Here is a 24033-nt window from a genome sequence, read left to right as displayed (position 1 = left end):
CGCCGATTCTTGATCAAGGAGCGAGCAAGTGGTTGATCTACATCTGGACCCGGAGGTGTTGTCGGGTCTGCAGGAAGTCATGGAAGGCGAGTATCCCAAGTTGCTTGATACCTTTCTCGATGATTCCCAGAAGCGCGTCGAAGCGTTGCGCAAGGCCAGGGATGATGCGAAGGCGTTGGGGCGCATTGCGCATAGCTTCAAGGGGAGCAGTGGGAACCTTGGGGCGGTGAGGTTGGCGCAGTTGTGTCAGCGGTTGGAGGTTGAGTCCGTTGGGCCTGTGGTTGGGGATCTGGGGGAGTTGGTGGATCAGATTGATCGGGAGTTTGCGTTGGTGAAGCCGTTGTATGAGACGGAGCGGCAGCGGTTTCAGATCTGATTGAGTACATATCCGTTATTTAGGTAACGGCGGGTATTGGTTCCGCCCTTACGGCGGCTCACTTTTGAAAAGCGCAAAAGTAAGCAAAACGCTCTTGCCCCAACACTCGGCACCTCGCTTAGGCTCGGTGTGCCCTCACTCCGGCTTTGGAGCGTGGGCCGCCGCGATGGGCCATCCTTGGCCCAGCGCGGCTAACCCGGCGTCCTGCCGGGTTACCCACGCTCCAAAGCCTGCGTTCGGCCAGCGTGTTTGACGGGGCGCCTAAGATCAAGATCAAGAGCGACTCGCTTCGCATCGTGGATACGCGGTCCATTGTAGGAGCCGGCTTGCCGGCGAAAAACGTGAGATCGCCGCGTTTATCCAGATGTACCCCCATCATCGTTAACGACCATCGCCGGCAAGCCGGCTCCTACAGGACCGCGTTGGCTTTTGCCTTTGCTTCACACCACTCAAGCCGGCTGTCAGGCCGCTGTGCTTTTGCTTTTGATTTTGATCTTAGGCGCCCCGTCAAACACGCTGGCCGGAATCTGACAGGGATTTGGGGGGTAAACCGGCAGGGATGCCGGTTTAGCCGCCCCGCGCCATGGATGGCGCGTGGCGGCGGCCCCACAAATCACTGTCGGATTACGGGCATACCGAGCCTAGGCGAGGTACCGAGTGTTGGGGCAAGAGCCTTTTGGTTACTTTTGGGCTCTTTTCAAAAGTGACCCGCCGTAAGGGCGGAACCAATATCAGCCGTTACCTAAAAAACGGATATGTACTCAATAAAACCAACCGCCCCCAAACCTGGCCCGACTCTTGCTCTACCTCCCAATACTGCATCCCCGACCCCCATGCAGTGGAGACCTTTACCTATGCCAGTCGCCCCGAATTCGCTCCTTCAGGCTGCCCCCGCGGCCAAGCCTAAAGCGCCCGCCGCCAATCCACCGGCAGTGGCTGCGGACCCACGGGACAAGGGCCCTGGCTTCGCTCAAGTGTTCGCCAACCAGGCTTCCAAACCCACGGCCAAGGCCGACGACAATTCGCCCAAGCCCACCGCCGGCAAGTCTTCCGACGCCAGTGCCAAGCCAGCGGCAAGCAGCGACAAACCTGCCGCCAGCACGCCAGCGGTTGCCGATAGCGGCAATACCTTGCCTGCCAAGCCACCGGCCAACACCGACGACAGTGCCAGCAAGGACGACGACGCGCCTGCCGACCCATCCCTGGTACAGCAGCCCCCGACAGACCCGGTGGTCGATCCGGCACTGATTGCCACCGTCACCCCGGTGGCCGTGCCAGTGCCGGTTGAAACCCCAGCGCCTGTCACCACCGCCAAGGACGACAAAACCCAGCCGGTGGTGGCAGCGCCGGTCGCCGCGACCGAGGAGGCCAAGCCGGCCTTCGATCCGGAGGCCGATCCCCTCGACGCTATGCCGACCGTGCGCCTGGCGATGGAGCAGGGTGGCCACGTGTCGGCCAGCAGCCAGGCCTCGGCCAAAACCGCGCCGGCACCGACCCAGGATCAGCCGACCGCCGCGCAGAACTTCGCCGCTGGCCTGGCCAATATGGTTGACCAACAAGCCACCAAGGACAGCACCGACCAGGGCGGCGACAAGGCCTTCAGCGGGCTGATCGACGACGGCCTCAAGGACCTGAAGAATGCCAGCAGCGACACCCGTGTCGATGACTTCGCCAACCGCCTGGCCGCGTTGACGCAAGCGGCCACGCCGAAAACCGCCAATGCCTTGCCGCCGGTGACCAATGCGCCGTTGGCCATGCACCAGAGCGGCTGGACCGACGAAATCGTCAACCGTGTGATGTACCTGTCCAGCGCCAACCTCAAGTCGGCCGAGATCCAGTTGCAGCCGGCTGAACTCGGTCGCTTGGATATCAAGGTCAACATGACCGCCGACCAACAGGCCCAGGTCAATTTCATGAGCGCCCACCCGGTGGTGCGTGAAGCGTTGGAAAGCCAATCCGGCCGCCTGCGGGAGATGTTCGCCCAGCAGGGCATGGGCCAGGTGGACGTCAACGTCTCCGACCAGTCCCGTGGCCAGGAACAGCAGCAACAACAGGCCCAGACCCGTGGCGTGAGCAGCAGCGGCGGACGTGGCGGTGATAATGGCGACAGCGGCAATCATATTGATGTAGCTGAAGCGGTGACGCCCGTGACCTCAACCGTGATCGGTTCCAGCGCGGTCGACTACTACGCCTGATTCAAGCCTTGCACAGGCCCAGATGTGGGGGCGGGCTTGCTCGCGAATGCGGTGGATCAGTCAGCACTTCTATCGCTGACCTAGCGCTTTCGCGAGCAAGCCCGCTCCCACAGGGATCAGTTGCAAGGCAGATTGCAGGGTGTTCTTCCCAATCTGCCAGACAACTCTGGCATAACACTTGCTCTTGCCATTCCGTAGATCTATGAATCCCCGAATAGTGACGGATTATTGGCATGGCGAAGAGCGACGACGCAGCAAAAGCACCCGCAGGCAAAGGTAAGCTCAAGCTTATCCTGCTGATAGTCCTGGGCCTGCTCCTGGCCATCGGCGCGTCGGTGGGTGGCACCTGGTACATCATGCACAGCAGTGCAAGCAAACCGGCACCCGCCGCCGAAACCGCCACTAACGTCAAGCAACCGGCAATCTTCGAGCCGATGCTCCCGGCCTTTGTCGCCAACTTCAATCAGAACGGTCGTCAGCGCTACCTGCAAGTGAGCATCACCTTGCTGGCCCGCAACGCGTCGGACCTGGACGCCCTCAAGGTGCACATGCCAGTGATCCGCAACAACCTGGTGATGCTGTTCTCCAGCCAGAGCTTCGACACACTCGCCACCCCGGTGGGCCAGGAAATGCTGCGCCAGAAGGTCACGGCCAGCGTGCAGGAAGTGGCCCAGAAGGAACTCGGCAAAGTCGTGGTCGAGCAGGCGCTCTTCACTAACTTCGTATTGCAGTAGGATCACGACATGGCCGTGCAAGACCTGCTGTCCCAGGATGAAATCGACGCGCTGCTGCATGGCGTCGACGATGGTCTGGTACAGACCGAAATGGCTGCCGAGCCCGGCAGCGTCAAAAGTTATGACCTCACCAGCCAGGATCGTATCGTCCGTGGACGCATGCCGACCCTGGAGATGATCAATGAGCGTTTTGCCCGCTACACCCGGATCAGCATGTTCAACATGCTGCGCCGCTCGGCGGACGTGGCGGTAGGCGGCGTGCAGGTGATGAAGTTCGGCGAGTACGTGCACTCGCTGTACGTGCCCACCAGCCTCAACCTGGTCAAGATCAAGCCGCTGCGCGGCACCGCGCTGTTCATCCTCGACGCCAAGCTGGTGTTCAAGCTGGTGGACAACTTCTTTGGTGGCGACGGCCGCCACGCCAAGATCGAAGGGCGTGAATTCACCCCGACCGAGCTGCGCGTGGTGCGCATGGTGCTGGAGCAGGCCTTCATCGACTTGAAGGAAGCCTGGCAGGCGATCATGGAAGTCAATTTCGAGTACATCAACTCGGAAGTGAACCCGGCCATGGCCAACATCGTCGGCCCCAGCGAGGCCATTGTGGTGTCGACCTTCCACATCGAACTCGATGGCGGTGGTGGCGACCTGCACGTGACCATGCCGTACTCGATGATCGAACCGGTGCGCGAGATGCTCGACGCCGGTTTCCAGTCCGACCTGGACGACCAGGATGAACGCTGGGTCAAGGCCCTGCGCGAAGACCTGCTGGACGTCGACGTGCCCCTGAGCGCCACCGTGGCCCGTCGCCAGTTGCGTTTGCGCGATATTTTGCACATGCAGCCGGGGGATGTGATTCCCGTCGAACTGCCGGAAGAAATGATCATGCGCGCCAACGGCGTGCCGTCGTTCAAGGTCAAGCTCGGCTCTCACAAAGGCAACCTGGCGTTGCAAGTGATTGAACCGATCAACCGTCGCTGATCCACATTAATTTCTGCTCCGCCGAGGACATGTAATGGCTACCGAACACGAAAACACTTCCGCCGAAGACCAGGCACTGGCTGACGAATGGGCGGCAGCCCTGGAAGAAACCGGCGATGTTGGCCAGGACGATATCGATGCGCTGTTGGCCGCTGACGCTGCCACCGCGCCGGCCGGCAACCGCCTGCCGATGGAAGAATTCGGCAGCGTGCCGAAAAACAACGACCCGGTGACCCTCGACGGCCCGAACCTGGATGTGATCCTCGACATCCCGGTGTCGATTTCCATGGAAGTGGGCAGCACCGAAATCAACATCCGCAACCTGCTGCAACTCAACCAGGGTTCGGTGATCGAGCTGGACCGCCTGGCCGGTGAGCCGCTGGACGTGCTGGTCAACGGTACCCTGATCGCCCACGGCGAAGTGGTGGTGGTCAACGAGAAGTTTGGCATCCGCCTGACGGACGTGATCAGCCCAAGCGAACGCATCAAGAAGTTGCGCTGATATGAAGTATTCGATGGCGGGACTGTTTCTGGCGCTGCCATTGAGCGCCCTCGCGGCTGAGCCGGTCGCGCAAGCGGCTGCGACGGCAGCGCCGGTGGTGAGCAGCGGCATCGGCGGGCAACTGACCCAGCTGGTACTGGGCCTGTTGCTGGTGGTGGGTTTGATCTTTGCGCTGGCCTGGCTGATGCGCCGCGTGCAGCGCGTGGGCCCGGGCAACGGCCAGGTGATCGAGATGATCGGTTCGCGCGCCCTCGGCCCGCGTGATCGGCTGGTGCTGGTGCAAGTGGGCGAGGAGCAGATCCTGCTCGGCATCACGCCCGGTCGCATCACCCCGCTGCATGTGCTCAAGACCCCGGTGAGCGTGGATCAGAGCCAGTCCGCCACGCCAGAATTCGCCCAGCGCCTGATGGAGTTGCTGGGCAAGGATCAGAAGGATAAGAAGTAATGCGCGTTTTATTGACGCTCATGCTGCTGCTGGCGGCGCCATTGGCGTTCGGCGCCGACCCGTTGTCGATCCCGGCGATTACGCTGGGGACCAACGCGGCGGGTGCGCAGGAGTATTCGGTCAGCCTGCAGATCCTGCTGATCATGACCGCGCTGAGTTTTATCCCGGCGTTCGTCATGCTGATGACCAGCTTCACGCGGATCATTATCGTGTTCTCGATCCTGCGCCAGGCCCTGGGCCTGCAGCAGACGCCGTCGAACCAGATCCTCACCGGCATGGCTTTGTTCTTGACGTTGTTCATCATGGCGCCGGTGTTCGACAAGGTGAACCAGCAAGCCCTGCAACCCTACCTGGCGGAGAAAATGACCGCCCAGGACGCGATCGACAAGGCCCAGGGCCCGATCAAGGATTTCATGCTGTCGCAGACCCGTTCCAGCGACCTTGAGCTGTTCATGCGCTTGTCCAAGCGCACCGACATCGCCACCCCGGACCAGGCGCCACTGACCATCCTGGTGCCGGCGTTCGTCACCTCCGAATTGAAAACCGCGTTCCAGATCGGCTTCATGATCTTTATCCCGTTCCTGATCATCGACCTGGTGGTGGCGAGCGTGTTGATGGCCATGGGTATGATGATGCTGTCACCGTTGATCATCTCGTTGCCGTTCAAGATCATGCTGTTTGTGCTGGTGGACGGTTGGGCGCTGATTATCGGCACCCTGGCCGGCAGTTTCGGCGGGGTATAGCGCAATGACGCCAGAAGTCGCCGTCGACCTGTTCCGTGAAGCGCTGTGGCTGACCACCGTGATGGTCGCCGTGCTGGTGGTGCCAAGCCTGTTGGTGGGCTTGCTGGTGGCGATGTTCCAAGCCGCGACCCAGATCAACGAACAGACCTTGAGCTTCCTGCCGCGCCTGCTGGTGATGCTGGTCACCCTGATCGTGGCTGGCCCGTGGCTGGTGCAGACCTTCATGGAATACATCCTGCAGTTGTACGGCAGTATTCCGCAGTTGATCGGCTGACCCGATGCAGTCCTTGCTGGCATTGACCGACACCCAGATCAGCACCTGGGTGGCGTCCTTCATCCTGCCGCTGTTCCGGGTGACAGCGATGTTGATGGCCATGCCGGTGTTCGGCACGACCCTGGTGCCACGCCGGATACGCCTGTACTTTGCGGTGGCGATCACCGTGGTGATCGTGCCTGGGTTGCCGCCGATGCCGGCGGTGAACGCGATCGATCTGAGTGCATTGCTGCTGATTGCCGAGCAGATCCTGATCGGCGCGCTGATGGGGTTTTCCCTCTCACTGTTTTTCCAGGCGTTTGTGATTGCCGGGCAAATCATCTCGACCCAGATGGGTATGGGCTTCGCGTCCATGGTCGACCCTACCAACGGTGTGTCGGCCGCGGTGATCGGGCAATTCCTGACCATGCTGGTGACCTTGCTGTTCCTGGCCATGAACGGCCATCTGGTGGCCTTCGAAGTGATGACCGAAAGCTTCACCACCTTGCCAGTGGGCTCGGGGTTGGTGGTCAATCACTTCTGGGAAGTGGTGGGGCGCCTCGGCTGGGTGCTGGGGGCTTCGCTGTTGCTGGTGCTGCCGGCGATCACCGCGTTGCTGGTGGTCAACATCGCCTTTGGCGTCATGACCCGTGCAGCGCCGCAACTGAACATTTTCTCGATTGGTTTCCCATTGACCCTGGTGTTGGGCATGGGGATTTTCTGGGTCGGCCTGGCCGACATTCTCAATCAGTATCAACCGCTGGCGACCGACGCCTTGCAGTTTTTACGTGATCTGGCACGGGCGCGCTGAGCCATGGCCGAGAGCGAGAGTGGTCAGGACAAGACAGAAGACCCCACGGAGAAACGTAAAAAGGACTCCAGGGAAAAGGGCGAGATTGCGCGCTCCAAAGAGCTCAATACCGTCGCCACCATGATGGCCGGTGCCGGCGCCTTGCTGATCTATGGCGGCGGGCTGGCGTTGGACTTGATGGAGTTGATGAAGCATAACTTCGCCTTGCCCCGCGAAGTGCTGCTCAACCCTGATGCCATGGGCCAGTACCTGCTGCACTCGGGTAAGATCGCGATCCTGGCGGTGCAACCGATCCTCATCACCTTGCTGCTGGCCGCGCTGATCGGCCCGGTCGCCCTGGGTGGCTGGCTGTTCGCTGCCAGCAGCATGGCGCCCAAGTTCAGCCGCATGAACCCGGCTGCCGGGCTCAAGCGCATGTTTTCCACCAAGGCCCTGGTGGAGTTGCTCAAGGCATTGGCCAAATTCATCCTGATTCTGTTTGTGGCGCTGATGGTGTTGTCGTCCGACATCGACGACCTGCTGCGCATCGCCCATGAACCGTTGGAGTCAGCAATCATCCATAGCGTGCAGGTGGTGGGCTGGAGCGCGCTGTGGATGGCCGCCGGGCTGATCATCATCGCCGCCGTGGATGCCCCGATCCAGCTGTGGGAAAGCCACAAGAAACTGCTGATGACCAAGCAGGAAGTGCGCGACGAGCACAAGGACCAAGAGGGCCGCCCCGAGGTCAAGCAGCGCATTCGCCAACTGCAGCGGGAAATGTCCCAGCGCAAGATGATGGCCTCGGTGCCCGACGCCGACGTGGTCATCACCAACCCGACCCACTACGCCGTCGCCCTCAAATACGACCCGGAGAAGGGCGGCGCGCCGATGCTGCTGGCCAAGGGCAGTGACTTTACCGCGTTGAAGATCCGCGAGATCGCGGTGGCCAACGACATCCTGTTGCTGGAGTCGCCGGAGCTGGCGCGGTCGATTTTCTATTCCACCGACCTCGACCAGGAGATCCCCGCCGGGCTCTATCTGGCCGTCGCGCAGGTGTTGGCGTACGTTTATCAGATTCGCCAGTACCGCGCGGGCAAGGGTAAGCGCCCGGACCCGCTCAAAGACCTACCCATTCCCCCAGAACTGCGCCGCGATACTTAATCCGGGGGCGGTGTAAAACCTCAATGCATGAAGCAAAGGTTTGACGCTGTTGGGCGTCTTGCAGGCGGTATTGCAAGACGCCTTCCAACTATTGCTTGATGGGAATACCGGTGGGTATTTCTATTGGGGGTCAACACCTAACGAGCCTGATGTGGCTAATATCAGCGAGCCATCTAGCGACTGAAAGCCCGCTCCACATTTGAACCTTTAAATAGGTCGTATATTCGCCGCATGAAGACCTTTTGGTCCTTGTACTACGTCAAATTCTACTCTTTGGCCTTCATTTAGGCTTTTGTACCCATCTGACGTAACTGCCGAGTAATGGGCAAAAACGTCCGCACTCCCATCATCCGGGGCAATAAAACCAAACCCCTTCTCCGCGTTAAACCACTTCACTGTGCCTGTTGCCACTGCCGCTCTCCTTTACACCTCTGGACCCGTCTCGGTATCGTTATGCGCACGAATGGGAAGCGCATAAACGCCCTGGGGTTTATGGACCATTTGGAACATTATCGGCTCACCAATCGACAGCGCAGCCCATTGCCAGTCGCTCCAATCGATGAAGACGATTTCTTCTCCGTCGTCCAACGCAATCAACCACTCACCACGGGTCAATTCATAGGATTTGACAATACCTCTACTCACCTTCAATACCGCTCTCCTGCATCTCGTTTACTACATGCGCGAAGTGCATGGCGTGTAATAAACAACGGGAAGCACCCTGTGACTACTGTCAAAGTTGACAGGTCAAGCACAGTTTACGACGAACGGCAGACCCACCTGCTGTAGGAACTGGCTTGCCAGCGATGGTCGTTAACAATACGCAGGCAGACAGGCTGAACGCGACGCCCTTGGTTTTTTTGCCGGCAAGCCGGCGGGTGGGACGTTTCTTTCTGTTCAGTCAGACTTGATAGTGTGGTTTTCCTTTAATGCTGCTGTTGTGGGTCGGTGATTGGGGTGTTTATTCGTTGTATGTAATTTCTTGAATTTTATGGGTCGGAACTTGGAGGGGGATTATCCCACTCAATCAAGGCTGCATCTTATGCTGTGTTTTTTTAAATGAAACACTCAATGAATCGCTCTCTGAGGGACTATGAATAATGGATATTGCATCTCGGCACTTATCTATGCCTGCCCATCATCGTGAAGAACAGTGTGGTGATAGATTTGGAAGGGAGAAACATTTATATAAAGCGGTTGCTTTGGCGCCCGGTGATCGCGACGGTCATGTGATGAAGCGTTCATACACACAGCCGGTTGTTGGCACCAATTGGGTGGGTGAGATGACGAATCAGCCATTGAGTAATCCAGTCGTTCAGTCCTTGAGTGATTTGTTTCATCAGCTCGCACAAACGCTTGCGAGTTTTCTCAAGGGCTTTATGCCTGGTGCTTCCGTCGCACAGAATGTCTCGGAAAAACCGGTTGTAGTGGTGGATGGCAAATCTGAGATTAAGGCCCATAAGAGTGTTATGGGGCAGGTGCTGGAGACAGCCAAAGCCACGATTACACCCGAGGATCAACGGCTGTACCAATTTCTCGACGGGCGTCATCCACGTACAGCGGAGGAGCGAAGGGCAGTTGAGAAGTTTGCCGTGGTTGAGCGTCAACTGGAAAAATATCTGACCATGGACCCGACTGAATTCACAGCGCAAACAGTGCCGGTTGAAACAGAAGACTTGGAAACAATATTAACCCATGAAGGTTTGCCTACTCGTCGGGAAATGGATGTCATTGAAAAAATGCATGAGGGGCAGGAGATGACATTGGAGGAGCAGATCATTTCTATCAAGCTGAATATGCTGGGTTGTTGATAGTGTCTGTGTAGTCAATATATTGAAGCGTATTTTATGCGGCGGGAAATGAGGGCGCATTTGTCTAACACGATCTATGCGCCCTCATGTTTTGGGGAAGATGGGAATGCGAATACCGTTCGTCGCTAAGTCGCTCTACCTGTCAACGTTAACAGTAGCCAGTATTGCCCGCTCGCGGTTCCATGGCGCTACACGCTGCATGCCTGAACGGTGCGGAGGAGCGGTGATGGAAGCGCTAACCGGCACGATCAAATCTTATAGTCGAAAAACCGGTGAAGGCTTGATTGCACTGGATGGCGAGGATGAGCCTGTACGTGTTGACCTTCTCAGTTCAGCCGGGGTCTGGCTGAAGAATGGCCTGCACGTGCAGTTATCGAGGATCCAGCGGCCCAAAGGGATTTATGCGTTCAATATCAAGCTCATCTCGCGATCTCCATAGGGGGCATCGAGCGAGCGGCCGGGAGAAAGGTAATGGCAACAGGTACGGTGAAGTGGTTTAGCGCGGACAAGGGGTTTGGTTTTATTTCGCCGGACGATAGAAGCGCAGATGTATTTGTCCACCATTCCGCAATAACAACCGATGGCTTCAGAACCCTCGAACAAGGCAAGAAAGTCGAATACGACATCGTTGAAGGCCCAAAAGGCCCCCAGGCCGATAACGTCAAACCCTTGTAGTTTCGTCCTCACCGATGGTTTCAAGGCAATGCCCCTGAGAGCGATCTGACCCTTAGAGCAAAAGTTGGAAGGCTTCTTGCAATACCGCCTGCAAGACGCCCAATTGCGTCAAAACTTTGCTTCAAAGGACACGAGGAATACCGGTGGTGGATCGCTCTCAAATGCTCGGCAACGCCCGCAGCACCCTGACTGACCTCTCGCGAGGCAATCTGGGTGTGCCGTTGTTGTTGCTGGTGATGCTGGCAATGATGATGTTGCCGATGCCGCCGTTCCTGCTCGACGTGTTCTTTACCTTCAATATTGCCCTGTCTGTGGTGGTGTTGCTGGTCTGCGTGTACGCCCTGCGGCCCTTGGATTTTGCGGTATTCCCGACGATTCTGCTGGTGGCGACCCTGCTGCGCCTGGCGCTCAACGTAGCGTCGACCCGTGTGGTCATGCTGCACGGCCAGGACGGCCACGCCGCCGCCGGTAAGGTGATCCAGGCCTTCGGTGAGGTGGTGATCGGCGGTAACTACGTGGTCGGTATCGTGGTGTTCGCGATCCTGATGATCATCAACTTTGTGGTGGTCACCAAAGGCGCCGGGCGCATCTCCGAAGTGAGCGCGCGTTTTACCCTCGACGCGATGCCCGGCAAACAGATGGCCATCGACGCCGACCTCAACGCCGGCCTGATCGACCAGAACCAAGCCAAATCCCGTCGCCTGGAAGTCGCCCAGGAGGCTGAGTTCTACGGTTCCATGGACGGTGCCAGCAAATTTGTGCGCGGTGACGCCATCGCCGGCCTGCTCATTCTGTTCATCAACCTTATCGGCGGCATGGCCGTGGGGATCTTCCAGCACGGCATGACCTTCGGCGATGCGGGCAAGGTGTACGCGCTGCTGACCATCGGTGACGGTTTAGTGGCGCAATTGCCATCACTGTTGTTATCCACAGCTGCGGCGATCATGGTGACCCGTGCGTCGGGCTCCGAAGACATGGGCAAGCAGATCAGCCGGCAGATGTTTGCCTCGCCCAAGGCCCTGGCCGTGGCGGCAGGCATCATGGCGATCATGGGGATCGTGCCGGGCATGCCTCACGTGTCGTTCCTGAGCATGGCGGCCATGGCGGCTGGCGGTGCCTACCTGTTCTGGAAAAAGCAGAATGCGGTCAAGGTCCAGGCCCAGCAAGAGATCGCGCGTCAGCAGGAACTGCTGCCATCCCCGGCCCGCGCCCAGGAAACCAAGGAGCTGGGCTGGGACGACGTGACCCCGATCGACATGATCGGCCTGGAAGTCGGCTACCGCCTCATCCCGCTGGTGGACCGCAACCAGGGCGGCCAATTGCTCGCGCGGATCAAGGGCGTGCGCAAGAAACTGTCCCAGGACCTGGGCTTCTTGATGCCCACGGTGCATATCCGCGACAACCTCGACCTGGCCCCGAGCGCCTACCGCCTGACCCTGATGGGCGTGATCCTGGCCGAAGCCGAGATCTACCCGGACCGCGAACTGGCGATCAACCCGGGGCAGGTGTTCGGTAGCCTCAACGGCATCACCGCCAAAGATCCGGCTTTTGGCCTGGACGCGGTATGGATAGAAATCAGCCAGCGCAGCCAGGCACAGTCCCTGGGTTACACCGTGGTGGACGCCAGCACGGTGGTCGCCACCCACCTCAACCAGATCCTGTACAAGCACTCCCACGAGCTGATCGGCCACGAGGAAGTCCAGCAATTGATGGGTTTGCTCGGCAAAGCTTCGCCAAAACTCGCCGAAGAACTGGTGCCGGGCATCCTGTCGCTGTCGCAATTGCTCAAGGTGTTGCAGGCGCTGCTGGCCGAACAGGTGCCGGTACGCGACATTCGCAGCATTGCAGAGGCCATCGCCAACAATGCCGCCAAGAGTCAAGATACTGCCGCCCTGGTGGCTGCGGTGCGCGTCGGATTGTCGCGTGCAATCGTCCAAAGCATTGTAGGGCTTGACTCCGAGCTGCCTGTGATCACCTTGGAACCAAGGTTGGAACAAATATTGCTCAATAGTATTCAGAAGGCAGGACAAGGCCAGGAAGAGGGCGTTCTGCTGGAGCCAAGCATGGCTGAGAAACTGCAGCGTTCGTTGATTGACGCCGCACAGCGCCAGGAAATGCAGGGCCAGCCGGTGATACTGCTGGTGGCCGGCCCGGTCAGGGCGATGTTGTCGCGGTTTGGACGCTTGGCAGTACCGAATTTGCACGTTTTGGCTTATCAGGAAATTCCTGACAACAAGCAAGTGACTATCGTCGCGACAGTAGGGCCCAACGGCTGAGGGTAGTGGGTTATGCAAGTTAAGCGTTTTTTCGCCGCCGATATGCGTCAGGCCATGAAACTGGTTCGTGATGAGCTGGGCGCCGACGCCGCGATTATCGGAAACCGTCGTATTGCCGGCGGTGTCGAGCTGACGGCTGCCCTGGACTACACACCCCAGGCCCTGGCGCCGCGCGTGCCGAACATGGAGCTCGAAGACGAGCTGCGCAAGACCGCTTCGCGGATTGTCTCGGCCCAGGCTGAACTGAGCATGCGCGGCGACAGCGATGCCACCACCAACCGCCAATTGTTCGCCGGCTTGCCGCTGACCGCTGCCGAGCCGCTGGTCGAGCCCACCTTCAAAGAACCGCCGCGTCCTGCTGCGCCTGCTCCGGCGCCTGCGGTTGACCAGCGCGTGTTTGATTCGATGCGCTTTGAACTCAACGGCCTGCGCGAACTGCTTGAAGTGCAGCTTGGCTCGCTGGCCTGGACCCAACTGCAAGGCAGCAAGCCGCAGCAGGCCAACCTGTGGCGTCGTTTGCAACGTATCGGCCTGTCTGGCCCGTTGTCTCGCGACCTGCTGGCCCTGACCACTGAAATCGAAGAGCCTCGCCAAGCCTGGCGCATGTTGCTGGCCCACTTGGCGCGGATGATCGTCACCCCGGAAATCGAACCCTTGGAAGAGGGTGGTGTGATCGCCATGGTCGGCCCTGCCGGCATGGGCAAGACCACCACCCTGGCCAAGTTGGCGGCTCGTTACGTGCTCAAGTACGGCGCTCAGAATATCGCGCTGGTGAGCATGGACAGCTACCGTATTGGTGCCCAGGAGCAGCTCAAGACCCTGGGCCGGATCCTCAATGTGTCGGTGACCCATGTCGACCCGGGCCAGTCCCTGGCCAACGCCCTGGACCCCTTGCTGCGCAAGCGCGTGGTGCTGATCGACACTGCCGGCCTGCAAGCCAGCGACCCGGCATTGCGCATGCAGTTGGAAAGCCTGGCGGGGCGTGGCATCAAGTCGAAAAATTACCTGGTGCTTGCAACCACCAGCCAGAAACAGGTTCTTACCGCTGCGTATCATAGTTACAAGCGTTGTGGCCTGGCCGGTTGCATCCTCACCAAGCTCGATGAAACCGCGAGCCTGGGCGAGGTGCTGAGCCTGGCCATCAGTCATGAATTGCCGGTCGCCTACCTGACCGACGGGCCGCGGATCCCGGATGATTTGCATCTGCCGCGCCGTCATCAGTTGGTCAGCCGTGCAGTCAGCGTGCAAATGCAAGAAGAGCCTAGCGAGGAAGCGATGGCCGATATGTTCGCCGACCTTTACCACAACCCGGCAAAGCGGGTGGGTTGAGTCAGGATGAACACCGTGAAATGTATCTACATCGATGGTCTGCAAGCGATTCACGCGGCCAAGCCATGTAGCCTGCGTCTAAGCAAGACAAGGTAAAGAAATAAAATGGGCAGCATGCATCCCGTACAGGTGATCGCGGTGACCGGCGGCAAAGGTGGCGTCGGGAAAACTAACGTGTCAGTGAATTTGTCCCTGGCCCTGGCAGAGCTTGGCCGTCGCGTCATGCTGCTGGATGCTGACCTGGGCTTGGCGAACGTGGACGTTCTGCTGGGGCTGACACCCAAACACACCCTTGCCGATGTGATCGAGGGCCGCTGCGAGCTGCGCGATGTGCTGCTGCAGGGCCCCGGTGGCATCCGCATCGTGCCGGCTGCCTCGGGCACCCAGAGCATGGTGCACCTGAGCCCGGCGCAGCATGCCGGCCTCATCCAGGCTTTCAGTGATATCGGCGACAACCTCGACGTGCTGGTGATCGACACCGCCGCTGGGATCGGCGAGTCCGTGGTCAGCTTCGTGCGTGCTGCACAGGAAGTGTTGCTGGTGGTCTGCGACGAACCCACCTCGATCACCGACGCCTATGCCCTGATCAAACTGCTTAACCGTGACTACGGCATGAACCGCTTCCGCGTCCTGGCCAACATGGCCCAGAGCCCGCAGGAAGGGCGCAATCTGTTCGCCAAGTTGACCAAGGTCACGGATCGCTTCCTCGATGTCGCCTTACAATACGTCGGCGCAGTTCCCTACGACGAGTGTGTGCGCAAGGCTGTGCAAAAGCAGCGTGCAGTCTACGAAGCGTTCCCTCGTTCCAAATGCGCATTGGCGTTCAAGGCTATTGCCCAGAAGGTCGATACCTGGCCGTTGCCCGCCAACCCTCGGGGGCATCTGGAGTTTTTCGTCGAGCGATTGGTGCATCAGACGAGCGCAGGACCCGTGCTATGACAGCGACCGGCTACAACGCGTACAAGAAGTCTGCCCGTGACAGCCAGGGCGAATTGATCGAGCGCTACGCGCCCCTGGTCAAGCGTATCGCCTATCACTTGCTGGCACGCCTGCCCGCCAGCGTCCAGGTCGAAGACCTGATCCAGGCGGGCATGATCGGCCTGCTCGAAGTGTCGACCAAATACGACGCGAGCAAGGGGGCGAGTTTCGAGACGTACGCGGGTATCCGCATACGTGGCGCGATGCTCGATGAAGTGCGCAAAGGTGACTGGGCGCCGCGTTCGGTGCATCGCAATACGCGCATGGTCAGTGACGCAATTCGCGCAATTGAAGCAAAAACCGGTCGCGACGCTAAAGATCACGAAGTTGCGGCCGAACTCCAATTGAGTCTCGACGATTACTACGGGATTTTGAACGATACCTTGGGCAGCCGCCTGTTCAGTTTCGACGACCTCTTGCAGGACGGCGAACACGAAGGGCTGCACGAGGACGGCGCGAGCGCTCATATGGAGCCATCGCGTGACCTGGAAGATGAGCGTTTCCAGGGGGCGTTGGCGGACGCGATTGCCAATTTGCCGGAGCGTGAGCGACTGGTGTTGGCGCTGTACTACGACGAAGAGCTGAACCTCAAGGAAATCGGTGAGGTCCTGGGGGTCAGCGAATCGCGGGTCAGCCAGTTGCACAGCCAGTGCGCAGCCCGCTTGCGGGGGCGTTTGGGAGAGTGGCGAGCGCGCTGACAGGCAGTGTGGGGACACTGTAGACGATACCGCGAGGGCAAGCAGCCTTCGCGGGTTCGACCCGTGGTGCCCCCGGCAGTCCTTTTTGTGTAATGCCTGTTGATTGAAATGGCGCGTCCAGGTGCTGGGCGCGTTTAAGACTGCTTGGAGGTCGAATTGGACAAGAACATGAAAATCCTCATCGTTGATGACTTCTCAACGATGCGGCGGATCATAAAAAACCTGTTGCGTGACCTTGGGTTCACTAACACGGTCGAGGCGGATGACGGCATTACGGCGATTCCGATCCTCAACAGCGGGAGCATCGACTTTCTGGTAACGGACTGGAACATGCCGGGCATGACCGGCATCGACTTGCTGCGCCACGTGCGCGCTGACGAAAAGCTGCGCAGCCTGCCTGTGCTGATGGTGACCGCCGAAGCCAAGCGTGAGCAGATCATCGAAGCCGCCCAAGCCGGGGTTAACGGTTACGTGGTCAAGCCATTCACTGCCTTGGCCTTGAAAGAGAAGATCGAAAAAATCTTCGAACGCATCCACGGCTAATGCCATCGCGGGGGAGCTATGGAGCATAAAGAAACGTCACAGGGAGACTTCGAGTCGACCCTGAAAAAGCATGCTCATCAGTTGGTCGACAGCCTTGAGAAAGGCCAGTTCGGCGACGCGGTGCAGTTAATCCATGAGCTCAACCAGACCCGTGACCGCGGCCTGTACCAGGAAGTGGGCAAGCTCACACGCGAGCTGCACAGTGCGATCGTCAATTTCCAGATTGACCCGCATATGCCCCAGGCCGAAGAAATTTCGCAAATCACTGATGCCACCGAACGCCTGTCCTACGTGGTCAGGCTGACTGAGGCGGCGGCCAACCGCACCATGGACCTGGTGGAAAACGCCACGCCTCTGGTCAACGGCATGGCCAATGAAGCCCAGGCCCTCAGCGTTGACTGGGGCCGCTTCATGCGCCGGGAAGTGGGGGCTGAAGAGTTTCGTGAATTGGCGCGTCGGGTCGATGGGTTCTTGTCACGCAGCGAGCAGGAAAACCGCACGGTTTCCAGCAACCTCAACGACATTCTGCTCGCCCAGGATTACCAGGACCTCACCGGCCAGGTGATCAAGCGTGTGACCCAGTTGGTCACCGAAGTGGAAAGCAACTTGCTCAAATTGGTGCTTATGGCAGGCCAGGTTGACCGCTTTGCCGGCATTGAACATGACCGCGAAGCGATCCTCTCGGAAAAAGATCCACAAAAACATCTCGCCAAGGGTGAAGGTCCGCAGATTCATGCCGATAAACGTGAAGACGTTGTGTCAGGTCAGGATGACGTAGATGACCTGTTATCCAGTTTAGGCTTCTAAGGAGCACCCACATGAGCTTCGGCGCCGATGAAGAAATCCTTCAGGATTTCCTTGTAGAGGCCGGCGAAATTTTAGAGCAACTGTCCGAACAACTGGTCGAGCTGGAAAGCCGCCCGGATGATGCGAACCTGCTCAATGCAATTTTTCGCGGTTTTCACACTGTAAAAGGGGGCGCCGGCTTCCTCCAGCTCCATGAGCTGGTGGAGTGCTGTCACATCGCCGAGAACGTGTTCGACATCCTGCGCAAGGGTGAGCGGCACGTCGACTCGGAACTGATGGACGTGATTCTCGAAGCGCTGGATGCGGTCAACGGCATGTTCAGCGAAGTGCGCGAACGTGCCCCGATCACCGCGGCCACCCCGGAACTGCTGGCCGCGCTGGCGCGCCTGGCAGAACCTGCCGACACCTCGGCTGCGCCTGTGGTGGAAGCCGCGCCGGAGCCCGTGGCGCAAGCCGAGCCGGATGTGACCGACAGCGAGTTCGAACAGCTGCTCAACTCCCTCAGTGCCGTGAAGGCCGAGGCAGAGACGCCGGCGGCTGCCGTCGCAGCACCGACCAGCGAAGACATTACCGACGCTGAGTTCGAGTCCCTGCTCGATCAGTTGCATGGCAAAGGCCAGTTTGCGGCCGATGCTGTCGCACCGGTTGCTGCTGCAGAGGCGCCTGCCGCCAGTGCCAGCACCGACATTACCGACGACGAATTTGAAGCGTTGCTCGACCAACTGCATGGCAAGGGCACCTTCGTGGCCGACGCCTTGCCGGAAGTCGCCGCCACGGCTGCGGCGCCTGCCGCTGCCAATGCAGCACCGGCGGGCGACGGCCTGATCTCCGATCACGAGTTCGAGTCCCTGCTGGACGAATTGCACGGCAAGGGCAAGTTCAGCGAAGTGGCCCCGGCCGCAGCGGTCGCGTCCGCTGCACCGGTGGCCGCCAAAGCCGCAGCGCCGGCCCCGGCCGCCAAGCCAGCTGCCACGCCAGCCGCAGCGCCAGCACCGGCTCCGGCGCGTGCCGCTGCAGCACCGGTGGCCGAGAAGCCTGCCAGTGAAGCCGAAACCACCGTGCGGGTTGATACCGCACGCCTGGACGACATCATGAACATGGTCGGCGAACTGGTACTGGTGCGTAACCGCCTGGTACGCCTGGGCTTGAGCAGCGGCGACGAAGCCATGCAAAAGGCCGTGTCGAACCTCGACGTGGTGACCGCCGACCTGCAGACCGCCGTGATGAAAACGCGGATGCAGCCGATCAAGAAAGTCTTCGGCCGCTTCCCACGCCTGGTTCGCGACCTGGCGCGTCAGCTGAAGAAAGAGATCAACCTGGAACTGGTGGGTGAAGAAACCGACCTCGACAAAAACCTTGTCGAGGCCCTGGCCGACCCGCTGGTCCACTTGGTGCGCAACGCCGTCGACCACGGCGTGGAAACCCCGGAAGAGCGCGAAGCCTCGGGCAAGTCGCGCAACGGCAAGGTGATCCTGGCCGCCGAGCAAGAGGGCGACCACATCCTGCTGTCGATCACTGACGACGGCAAAGGCATGGACCCGACCATATTGCGCAACATCGCGGTCAAGCGCGGCGTGATGGACAAGGACGCCGCCGACCGCCTGACCGACACCGAGTGCTACAACCTGATCTTCGCCCCGGGCTTCTCGACCAAGACCGAGATTTCCGACGTGTCGGGCCGTGGCGTCGGCATGGACGTGGTGAAGACCAAGATCAGCCAGCTCAACGGCTCGATCAACATCTACTCGACCAAGGGCCAGGGCTCCAAGATCGTGATCAAGGTGCCGTTGACCCTGGCGATCATGCCGACCCTGATGGTGATGCTGGGCAACCAGGCTTTCGCCTTCCCGCTGGTCAACGTCAACGAGATCTTCCACCTCGACCTGTCGCGCACCAACGTGGTGGACGGTCAGGAAGTGGTGATCGTACGCGACAAGGCGTTGCCACTGTTCTACCTCAAGCGCTGGCTGGTGGCATCGGCCAAGCACGAAGAGCAGCGCGAAGGCCATGTGGTGATTCTCTCCGTGGGCACCCAGCGGATCGGCTTTGTCGTCGATCAACTGGTTGGCCAGGAAGAAGTGGTCATCAAGCCTTTGGGCAAAATGCTGCAGGGAACCCCGGGCATGTCGGGTGCGACCATCACCGGTGACGGTCGGATCGCGCTGATTCTCGATGTTCCGAGCATGCTCAAGCGTTACGCCGCTCGGCGTATTTGATTCTGGTGGGGCAGGGCGGTAGTGCCCGCCCCGCCTAACGGAGTGTTTATGGCAGTCAAGGTCCTGGTGGTGGACGATTCGGGTTTCTTCCGCCGCCGCGTCTCGGAAATTCTTTCCGCCGATCCAACGATCCAGGTGGTCGGCACGGCCACCAACGGCAAAGAGGCGATTGATCAAGCCATTGCGTTGAAACCGGACGTGATCACCATGGACTACGAGATGCCGATGATGGATGGCATCACGGCAGTTCGGCACATCATGCAACGCTGCCCGACCCCGGTGTTGATGTTCTCCTCGCTGACGCACGAAGGCGCCCGGGTCACCCTGGATGCGCTGGACGCTGGCGCGGTGGATTTCCTGCCGAAGAATTTCGAAGACATCTCGCGCAACCCCGAGAAGGTCAAGCAAATGCTGTGCGAGAAAGTGCACAGCATTTCGCGCAGTAACCGTCGCAGCCTGTTCAGCGCGCCAGCGCCGACGCCTGCACCGGTTGCAGCACCGGCTGCACCGACGTCATCGTTTGCTCGTCCAGCGCCTGCGCCGGTTGCACGGCCTGCCGTGGCGCCGGTTCGCGCTGCTGCGCCTGCGACTGCCCATTCGCCTGCGCCGAAGCGCAAGGCCTACAAACTTGTGGCTATCGGCACGTCCACGGGCGGCCCGGTGGCCCTGCAACGCGTATTGACCCAACTGCCGGCCAACTTCCCGGCGCCGATCGTGCTGATCCAGCACATGCCTGCGGCGTTCACCAAGGCATTCGCCGAGCGCCTGGACAAGCTGTGCCGCATCAGTGTCAAGGAAGCCGAGGATGGCGACATCCTGCGTCCTGGCCTGGCGTTGCTGGCGCCGGGTGGCAAGCAAATGATGGTGGACGGCCGTGGCGCGATCAAAATCCTGCCGGGCGATGAGCGCCTGAACTACAAACCCTGCGTGGACATCACCTTTGGTTCGGCGGCCAAGTCCTACGGCGACAAAGTTCTGGCGGTGGTCCTCACCGGCATGGGCGCCGATGGCCGTGAAGGCGCGCGGCTGCTCAAGCAGGGCGGCAGCGCAATCTGGGCCCAGGACGAAGCCAGCTGCGTGATCTATGGCATGCCCATGGCCATCGTCAAGGCGGACCTGGCCGACGCCGTCTATAGCTTGGACGACATCGGCAAGCATCTGGTGGAGGCCTGCCTCTGATGGATGTATTGAGCCTGATCGGCATCATCATGGCGTTTGTCGCGATCATCGGCGGCAACTACCTCGAAGGCGGTCACCTCGGCGCATTGGCCAACGGCCCGGCAGCGTTGATCGTGATTGGCGGTACCGTGGGCGCGGCGTTGTTGCAGTCGCCCATGAGCTCGTTCAAGCGCGCCATGCAGATTCTGATATGGATCATTTTCCCGCCTCGCGTGGACCTGCCAGGTGGCATTGATCGCGTGGTCAACTGGAGCCTCACCGCGCGCAAGGAAGGCCTGCTGGGCCTGGAGGGCGTGGCTGACGCCGAGCCGGACAGCTACGCACGCAAAGGCCTGCAATTGCTGGTGGACGGCGCCGAACCGGAAGCGATCCGCAGCATCCTGGAGGTGGATTTCTACACCCAGGAAAGTCGCGACATCAACGCCGCCAAAGTCTACGAAAGCATGGGCGGCTACGCGCCGACCATCGGCATCATCGGTGCGGTGATGGGCTTGATCCACGTGATGGGCAACCTCGCCGATCCGTCGCAACTGGGCAGCGGCATTGCCGTGGCATTTGTCGCCACCATCTATGGCGTGGCGAGTGCCAACCTGGTGCTGTTGCCGGTGGCCAGCAAGCTCAAGTCGATTGCCATGCGCCAGTCGCGTTACCGCGAGATGTTGCTGGAAGGCATCCTGTCGATCGCCGAGGGTGAGAACCCACGCTCCATCGAATTGAAGCTCCAGGGCTTCATGGATTGATGGGAGATATCGATTATGAGCCGTCGCCGTCGCGAGCCTGAAGAACACGTCAACCACGAGCGGTGGCTGGTGTCCTATGCGGACTTCATCACCTTGCTGTTCGCGTTTTTCGTGGTGATGTACTCCATCTCGTCGATCAACGAAGGCAAGTACAAAGTCATTTCCCAGGCGCTGATCGGCGTGTTCAACGATGCCGACCGCGCCCTCAAGCCGATCCCCATCGGCGAAGAACGGCCCAAGACCGTGACGCCGGCCAAACCGTTGGTCAACGACAGCGATGAAACCGCCGCAGGCGTGGGTGGAACCAGCGATCCGCTGAAAAGCATTGCCGATGACATCAGCGCCGCGTTCGGCGATTTGATCAGCTCCAACCAGATGACCGTGCGTGGCAACGAGCTGTGGGTGGAGATCGAGCTGAACTCCAGCCTGCTGTTTGCCAGTGCCGATGCGATGCCCAGTGACCAGGCGTTCACTATCATCGACAAGGTGGCGGCGATCCTGCGGCCGTTCGAGAACCCGATCCACGTGGAAGGCTTTACCGACAATTTTCCGATCAGCACCGCGCAGTACCCGACCAACTGGGAGCTGTCTTCGGCACGTGCCGCGAGCATCGTGCGCATGCTGGCGATGCAGGGTGTGAACCCTGGGCGCCTGGCGTCGGTGGGGTATGGCGAGTTCCAGCCGGTGGCCAATAACGCCACGGTGGAGGGGCGCGCACGTAACCGTCGGGTGGTGCTGGTGGTCTCGCGCAACCTGGATGTGCGCCGCAGCCTGACCGGCACCGGTACCGCCAATGCGACACCGGATGCCGCCTTGAAGCGGGCTGGCACACAAACTGCACCGCCCCCTGTAAAACCGCCGGTTCGTCAGAGCGCCGTCAATTCTCCGTCGCCGGCTCAATAACCTTATGCAATGTCTCGGTCGCGCCTGTGCCTGCCGGGAGGAACCAACCGAATGAGAGTCTGGGCAGTTGCCAATCAAAAGGGTGGGGTCGGCAAGACCACCACCTCCATCGCCTTAGCCGGCTTGCTGGCCGAGGCGGGCAAGCGCGTGGTCGTGGTGGACCTGGACCCTCACGGCTCCATGACCAGCTATTTCGGCTACGACCCGGATGCGCTGGAACACAGCAACTACGACCTGTTCCTGCACAAGGGCAGCGTGCCCGCCGACTTGCCGGGGCAACTGCTGCTGCCCACCAGCAACGAGAGTATTTCCCTGCTGCCCTCCAGCACCGCCCTGGCCACCCTTGAACGCCAGTCGCCGGGGCAGAGCGGGTTGGGCCTGGTGATCGCCAAGACCCTGGCGCAACTCTGGCAGGACTTCGACTACGCCATCATCGACAGCCCGCCGTTGCTGGGCGTGTTGATGGTCAACGCGTTGGCGGCCAGCCAGCAGTTGGTGATCCCGGTGCAGACCGAGCACCTGGCCGTCAAAGGTCTGGAGCGCATGGTCAGCACCCTGGCAATGATCAACCGTTCGCGCAAACAGGCGCTGCCGTTCAGCATCGTGCCGACTTTGTTCGACCGCCGCACCCAGGCATCCCTCGGCACCCTGCGTGTGTTGCGCGATGCCTACCCGGATACCATCTGGAACGGCTACATCCCGGTGGACACACGCCTGCGTGACGCCAGCCGCGCCGGCCTGGCGCCGTCGCAGTTCGACCCGAAAAGCCGAGGCGTACTGGCCTACCGCGCGTTGCTCAAGCACCTGCTGTCCCAGCAACTTGTGGCGCAGGTGGCGTGATGAACCGTCCCGTAGAACTCAAGACCCGGCCGCAACTGGCACTGGAATCCTACCTGGATGCCTTGCTGCAGGATGCGACCGCGGAAGAATTGCCGGAACCGATCCTGGTGCTGGAGCCCGCTGTAGAGCCGGAAAGCACGCTGGATGAATTCCAGTTGGCCGTTCTGGAAGAGCAGGCCCGCGACGCGCAGGTTGTGCCGGTTGCCCCGGTCATCGTGCCGATCGCGCCGGCAGTGGTTGCGCCCGTGGTGGTCGAGCCGGTGGTGGAAGTGCACCTGCCACCGAGCATCACCCCGCCGCCGGTGACTGGCGATGGGCGTCCGAGTTGGGCTGCCGAGCCGTTCGAATGCCTGCTGTTCGATGTCGCCGGGTTGACCCTGGCGGTACCACTGGTGTGCCTGGGCTCGATCTACTCCCTGGAAGGTCAGGAACTGACGCCGCTGTTCGGGCAGCCGGAGTGGTTCCTCGGCATCCTGCCCAGCCAGGCGGGCAACCTCAAAGTGTTGGATACCGCGCGTTGGGTCATGCCCGACCGCTATCGCGACGACTTCCGCCAAGGCTTGCAGTACGTGATCTCGGTGCAGGGTTATGAGTGGGGGCTGGCGGTGCATCAGGTCAGCCGCTCGTTGCGCCTGGACCCGAACGAAATCAAATGGCGCAGCCACCGGGGCCAACGGCCTTGGCTGGCGGGCACCGTGATCGAACACATGTGCGCGTTGCTCGACGTCGCCGAACTGGCCGAGTTGATCGCCAGTGGCGCGGTCAAGGCGATGCCACAGAACAAACGCAGTTGATTGAACAATAAGGGCCGCATGCGAATGCGGTCAGCGAAGCACACACGCCGTGTCATGCGGCATTTGA

The 24033-nt window shown here is 60.3% G+C and carries 27 protein-coding genes; 25 read left to right on the top strand and 2 right to left on the bottom strand.

Annotated features, from left to right (window positions below; translation table 11 throughout):
* Positions 1-28 precede the first annotated feature (28 nt).
* The 10 genes from KUA23_RS21675 to flhB all read left to right on the top strand — a co-directional run bounded on the left by KUA23_RS21675 (position 29) and on the right by flhB (position 8177).
* Positions 29-376 carry an Hpt domain-containing protein gene (locus KUA23_RS21675; RefSeq protein ID WP_178954099.1) on the top strand — a complete coding sequence of 116 codons (348 nt, stop codon included), beginning with the start codon at positions 29-31 and terminating at the stop codon, positions 374-376.
* Between the two features lie 854 nt (positions 377-1230).
* The gene (locus tag KUA23_RS21670) at positions 1231-2571 is read left to right on the top strand and encodes a flagellar hook-length control protein FliK (RefSeq protein ID WP_252992825.1); all 1341 of its coding nucleotides are present in this window, start codon (positions 1231-1233) and stop codon (positions 2569-2571) included.
* 233 nt (positions 2572-2804) lie between these two features.
* Positions 2805-3305, top strand: a complete 501-nt coding sequence (gene fliL, locus KUA23_RS21665) for a flagellar basal body-associated protein FliL (protein ID WP_071489823.1) — start codon at positions 2805-2807, stop codon at positions 3303-3305.
* Between the two features lie 9 nt (positions 3306-3314).
* The gene (gene fliM, locus KUA23_RS21660) at positions 3315-4283 is read left to right on the top strand and encodes a flagellar motor switch protein FliM (RefSeq protein WP_017735217.1); all 969 of its coding nucleotides are present in this window, start codon (positions 3315-3317) and stop codon (positions 4281-4283) included.
* Positions 4284-4317: 34 nt separating this feature from the next.
* Positions 4318-4785 carry a flagellar motor switch protein FliN gene (gene fliN / locus KUA23_RS21655; protein WP_033900765.1) on the top strand — a complete coding sequence of 156 codons (468 nt, stop codon included), beginning with the start codon at positions 4318-4320 and terminating at the stop codon, positions 4783-4785.
* Between the two features lies 1 nt (position 4786).
* Positions 4787-5230 (top strand): flagellar biosynthetic protein FliO, encoded by a 444-nt coding sequence (fliO, locus tag KUA23_RS21650; RefSeq protein ID WP_252992824.1) that lies wholly within the window; start codon positions 4787-4789, stop codon positions 5228-5230.
* Positions 5230-5973 (top strand): flagellar type III secretion system pore protein FliP, encoded by a 744-nt coding sequence (gene fliP, locus KUA23_RS21645; protein WP_016976565.1) that lies wholly within the window; start codon positions 5230-5232, stop codon positions 5971-5973. Before fliO ends, fliP begins: the two co-directional genes overlap by 1 nt.
* 4 nt (positions 5974-5977) lie before the next feature.
* On the top strand, positions 5978-6247 hold the full coding sequence (gene fliQ / locus KUA23_RS21640) for a flagellar biosynthesis protein FliQ (protein ID WP_010208761.1): 270 nt from the start codon (positions 5978-5980) through the stop codon (positions 6245-6247).
* Between the two features lie 4 nt (positions 6248-6251).
* The gene (fliR, locus tag KUA23_RS21635; RefSeq protein ID WP_252992823.1) at positions 6252-7037 is read left to right on the top strand and encodes a flagellar biosynthetic protein FliR; all 786 of its coding nucleotides are present in this window, start codon (positions 6252-6254) and stop codon (positions 7035-7037) included.
* 3 nt (positions 7038-7040) lie between these two features.
* A complete protein-coding gene (flhB, locus tag KUA23_RS21630; RefSeq protein ID WP_078049612.1) occupies positions 7041-8177 on the top strand; it encodes a flagellar biosynthesis protein FlhB in 1137 nt (378 codons plus the stop codon).
* Between the two features lie 207 nt (positions 8178-8384).
* Here the strand turns inward: flhB and KUA23_RS21625 are convergent, their stop codons facing one another.
* Together KUA23_RS21625 and KUA23_RS21620 are read right to left on the bottom strand one after the other, a co-directional pair.
* Entirely contained in the window at positions 8385-8588 is a 204-nt protein-coding gene (locus KUA23_RS21625) for a cold-shock protein (protein WP_214498093.1), read from the bottom strand.
* Between the two features lie 12 nt (positions 8589-8600).
* Positions 8601-8822 (bottom strand): hypothetical protein, encoded by a 222-nt coding sequence (locus tag KUA23_RS21620; protein ID WP_252994304.1) that lies wholly within the window; start codon positions 8820-8822, stop codon positions 8601-8603.
* Between the two features lie 455 nt (positions 8823-9277).
* On the opposite strand from KUA23_RS21620, the gene KUA23_RS21615 reads away from it, so the two are divergent.
* The 15 genes from KUA23_RS21615 to KUA23_RS21545 all read left to right on the top strand — a co-directional run bounded on the left by KUA23_RS21615 (position 9278) and on the right by KUA23_RS21545 (position 23966).
* Complete coding sequence (locus KUA23_RS21615) at positions 9278-9988, top strand: hypothetical protein (RefSeq protein ID WP_143523160.1); 711 nt, start codon at positions 9278-9280, stop codon at positions 9986-9988.
* A 226-nt stretch (positions 9989-10214) separates the two neighbouring features.
* The gene (locus tag KUA23_RS21610; protein ID WP_252992822.1) at positions 10215-10427 is read left to right on the top strand and encodes a S1 domain-containing protein; all 213 of its coding nucleotides are present in this window, start codon (positions 10215-10217) and stop codon (positions 10425-10427) included.
* Between the two features lie 32 nt (positions 10428-10459).
* Positions 10460-10663, top strand: a complete 204-nt coding sequence (locus KUA23_RS21605) for a cold-shock protein (protein ID WP_252992821.1) — start codon at positions 10460-10462, stop codon at positions 10661-10663.
* Positions 10664-10824: 161 nt separating this feature from the next.
* A complete protein-coding gene (gene flhA / locus KUA23_RS21600) occupies positions 10825-12939 on the top strand; it encodes a flagellar biosynthesis protein FlhA (protein WP_250883698.1) in 2115 nt (704 codons plus the stop codon).
* A 12-nt stretch (positions 12940-12951) separates the two neighbouring features.
* Complete coding sequence (gene flhF / locus KUA23_RS21595) at positions 12952-14268, top strand: flagellar biosynthesis GTPase FlhF (RefSeq protein WP_078049606.1); 1317 nt, start codon at positions 12952-12954, stop codon at positions 14266-14268.
* Positions 14269-14373: 105 nt separating this feature from the next.
* Positions 14374-15207 carry a flagellar synthesis regulator FleN gene (gene fleN / locus KUA23_RS21590; protein WP_003192912.1) on the top strand — a complete coding sequence of 278 codons (834 nt, stop codon included), beginning with the start codon at positions 14374-14376 and terminating at the stop codon, positions 15205-15207.
* On the top strand, positions 15204-15944 hold the full coding sequence (gene fliA / locus KUA23_RS21585) for an RNA polymerase sigma factor FliA (protein ID WP_016976604.1): 741 nt from the start codon (positions 15204-15206) through the stop codon (positions 15942-15944). The genes fleN and fliA overlap by 4 nt, the downstream gene beginning before the upstream one ends.
* Before the next feature lie 168 nt (positions 15945-16112).
* Positions 16113-16487, top strand: coding sequence for a chemotaxis response regulator CheY (locus KUA23_RS21580; protein ID WP_015885173.1), 375 nt, complete (start codon positions 16113-16115; stop codon positions 16485-16487).
* 18 nt (positions 16488-16505) lie between these two features.
* On the top strand, positions 16506-17294 hold the full coding sequence (locus tag KUA23_RS21575; RefSeq protein WP_078049605.1) for a protein phosphatase CheZ: 789 nt from the start codon (positions 16506-16508) through the stop codon (positions 17292-17294).
* Between the two features lie 11 nt (positions 17295-17305).
* On the top strand, positions 17306-19510 hold the full coding sequence (locus KUA23_RS21570) for a chemotaxis protein CheA (protein ID WP_252992820.1): 2205 nt from the start codon (positions 17306-17308) through the stop codon (positions 19508-19510).
* Positions 19511-19558: 48 nt separating this feature from the next.
* Positions 19559-20689, top strand: coding sequence for a protein-glutamate methylesterase/protein-glutamine glutaminase (locus KUA23_RS21565; RefSeq protein WP_028617312.1), 1131 nt, complete (start codon positions 19559-19561; stop codon positions 20687-20689).
* Positions 20689-21429: a flagellar motor protein gene (locus KUA23_RS21560; RefSeq protein WP_033900785.1), complete on the top strand. Its 741-nt coding sequence runs from the start codon at positions 20689-20691 to the stop codon at positions 21427-21429. Before KUA23_RS21565 ends, KUA23_RS21560 begins: the two co-directional genes overlap by 1 nt.
* A gap of 15 nt (positions 21430-21444) precedes the next feature.
* A complete protein-coding gene (motD, locus tag KUA23_RS21555) occupies positions 21445-22332 on the top strand; it encodes a flagellar motor protein MotD (RefSeq protein ID WP_078049602.1) in 888 nt (295 codons plus the stop codon).
* A gap of 51 nt (positions 22333-22383) precedes the next feature.
* A complete protein-coding gene (locus KUA23_RS21550) occupies positions 22384-23172 on the top strand; it encodes a ParA family protein (protein WP_016976611.1) in 789 nt (262 codons plus the stop codon).
* On the top strand, positions 23172-23966 hold the full coding sequence (locus tag KUA23_RS21545) for a CheW domain-containing protein (RefSeq protein WP_078049601.1): 795 nt from the start codon (positions 23172-23174) through the stop codon (positions 23964-23966). The genes KUA23_RS21550 and KUA23_RS21545 overlap by 1 nt, the downstream gene beginning before the upstream one ends.
* Positions 23967-24033: the final 67 nt, after the last annotated feature.

This window comes from Pseudomonas pergaminensis, assembly GCF_024112395.2.
Lineage (GTDB): Bacteria > Pseudomonadota > Gammaproteobacteria > Pseudomonadales > Pseudomonadaceae > Aquipseudomonas > Aquipseudomonas pergaminensis.
This window is presented reverse-complemented; position numbering and strand designations above follow the sequence as displayed.